The sequence below is a fragment of the Dietzia sp. SYD-A1 genome, from assembly GCF_015356725.1.
GTDB lineage: Bacteria > Actinomycetota > Actinomycetes > Mycobacteriales > Mycobacteriaceae > Dietzia.
Map to the genome: position 1 here is coordinate 1 of NZ_JADDKI010000412.1, position 1,932 is coordinate 1,932.

The following is a 1,932-nucleotide window of genomic DNA, read 5'->3' on the forward strand; positions in this document are numbered from 1 at the left end:
GATCGGACGGGTGCGGTCGAACGGGTGAGGCGGGGCGGGGCCGGCGGGACGGCCTGATCGACGACGACGAGCGGCGCACGGTGAATTGCGAATCCCGCCTACAGCCGCGCGCCGCGGGCGGACACTGGTGTCCTACGCCTCTACGAGCCGAGGCCGCGTCCGCCAGTCGATCACGCCAGTCGATCACGCCAGTCGATCAGAGGAGAAACCAGTGTCCTTCCAGGCATACCTCGACACCATCGAGACCAAGACCGGGCACACGCCGCGGCAACTCGTGAACCAGGCCACCGACCGCGGTTTCGGTCCCGGGACCAAGGCCGGGCCGATACTGGAGTGGCTGAAGAACGACTACGGCCTCGGCCGCGGCCACGGCATGGCGCTCGTCCACGTGATCACCAAGGGACCGCAGATCAGCTCGAAGCACGTGGGCTCCACCGGTTCGCACGCTGACGCGACCGACATGCTCTGGCTCGACGGGGCGGCCACCAACCCGAATCGCTGAGCTCGGGCGTCCGTTGTCGCCTACCCGCTGTCCTGCGGCCCCTCCGGGAGCCGCTCCTCGTTCAGGCCGGACCATTCGACGTAGTCCGCCCAGGCGCGCTCGTAGGACAGCGTGTCCGGTTCTGCGGCAGAGGGTCCGGCGCGTGCGACGGTCCGACCCCGCCGGATCCCGAAGGGCCAAATTTTTCTCATCTTCTTATTCGGTGGCGAGATCGGACCGGATGGGAATGCGGCATCGTGTTCGCCACACCGTGACTCAGATCCGAGAAGGGAGAAGACCGACGGGGTGCTCGGGCATCCCCGACTCACGCGTTCTGTTCGGTCCACTCTCCGGACGCGTAGTCGGTCGCCAGCTGCCGCAGCGCGTCGTGGTCGACCCCCAGGAGACTCATGGGTGGGCGCCGGTCGGGCAGGGCGATCGACGGCAGGGTCCACCAGGAGAGTGCGGCGTCCGGAAAGCGACGAGCGTCCAGCAGCCGGTTGATCGCGCAGATGATGTTGTCCGGATCGCGCGGATCGACGTGGTCCATCTGGAATCGGGGGTACACCCATCTCCGGTCGCCGCGCAGCGCGATGAGCCGACCGTCTCGCGCGAAGGTCCGCAGTGCGTCGGCGGAGGCGGTGGATTCGGACAGCACCCCGCGCCGCACGAGGACCTCGGCCGCTTCGACCGAGCACATCACAGGCACCTGCGTCGCGCTCCCCCGCGAGACCGCGACCGCGACGGCACGGGCACGGCGGGCGGCGGCGGCACTCTCAGCCAAACGCGGCGTCTCGGGTCCCCGGCGAGGGCCGACGTCCGGGGGCCGGACCGTCCTCACGGCTCTGTCGATCTGCCCGGCGACCCGGCCGAATGCGCTGCGGCGGTGCACTTCCCGCAGAACGACATCTGAGAAGACCTGGTCGTCGAGTTCCCGCAACGCGCGATTCGCCACGTCCCCCGGCGCGACGGATCTCTGCCACAACGGTCGATTCCGAGAAGTCATCGACGACCACCCCGCCTTCTGAGGAAAACTGTAGACCCACCGGGCGGTGACGGCGAGGGGTGATCGAGGGGAAGTAGGCGTGATCCGCGGGTGGACCGGGCGCGACGACCTACGTGGGCATCGCGTCTAGCCGAGCGCGGCCCCGGTGAGACGCCACCAGTCGGCCACCACCGCGGCTAGTTCCTCCGGCTTCTCCGCCGGCAGCATGTGCCCGGTCTCCGGGATCTCCACATACGTCACCCCGCCCGCGCCTGCACCGTCTGACGCGGTACCGATCGATTCGGTACCGATCGATTCGGCCCCGATCGATTCGGCCCCGATCGATTCGGCCCACCGCCGCTGCTCCTCGGTGGGCACCACCTCATCGTGCGACGCCCCGACGATCAGGACCGGGCAGGGCGCCTGCGCGGGAAAGGTGCTGCGGTCCGGGCGCGCGCCCAGGGCC

Annotated in this window: 4 protein-coding genes; 1 reads left to right on the forward strand and 3 read right to left on the reverse strand. The window is 69.5% G+C overall.

Annotation, left to right across the window (positions count from 1 at the left end):
* The first annotated feature begins 211 nt into the window (after positions 1 to 211).
* The gene (locus tag IY392_RS14925; RefSeq protein ID WP_194861632.1) at positions 212 to 502 is read left to right on the forward strand and encodes a DUF4287 domain-containing protein; all 291 of its coding nucleotides are present in this window, start codon (positions 212 to 214) and stop codon (positions 500 to 502) included.
* Between the two features lie 20 nt (positions 503 to 522).
* Here the strand turns inward: IY392_RS14925 and IY392_RS14930 are convergent, their stop codons facing one another.
* The 3 genes from IY392_RS14930 to IY392_RS14940 form a co-directional block, all read right to left on the reverse strand.
* Positions 523 to 693, reverse strand: coding sequence for a hypothetical protein (locus IY392_RS14930; RefSeq protein WP_182613453.1), 171 nt, complete (start codon positions 691 to 693; stop codon positions 523 to 525).
* A 113-nt stretch (positions 694 to 806) separates the two neighbouring features.
* On the reverse strand, positions 807 to 1,181 hold the full coding sequence (locus IY392_RS14935) for a hypothetical protein (RefSeq protein WP_194861633.1): 375 nt from the start codon (positions 1,179 to 1,181) through the stop codon (positions 807 to 809).
* Between the two features lie 432 nt (positions 1,182 to 1,613).
* A partial coding sequence (locus IY392_RS14940) for an alpha/beta fold hydrolase (RefSeq protein WP_194861634.1) occupies positions 1,614 to 1,932 on the reverse strand: 319 nt, incomplete at its 5' end.

Coding starts and splice junctions, on each gene's coding strand:
- IY392_RS14930 (WP_182613453.1), bottom strand. CDS start 693: ATGAGAAAAATTTGGCCCTTCGGGATCCGGCGGGGTCGGACCGTCGCA.
- IY392_RS14935 (WP_194861633.1), bottom strand. CDS start 1,181: ATGTGCTCGGTCGAAGCGGCCGAGGTCCTCGTGCGGCGCGGGGTGCTG.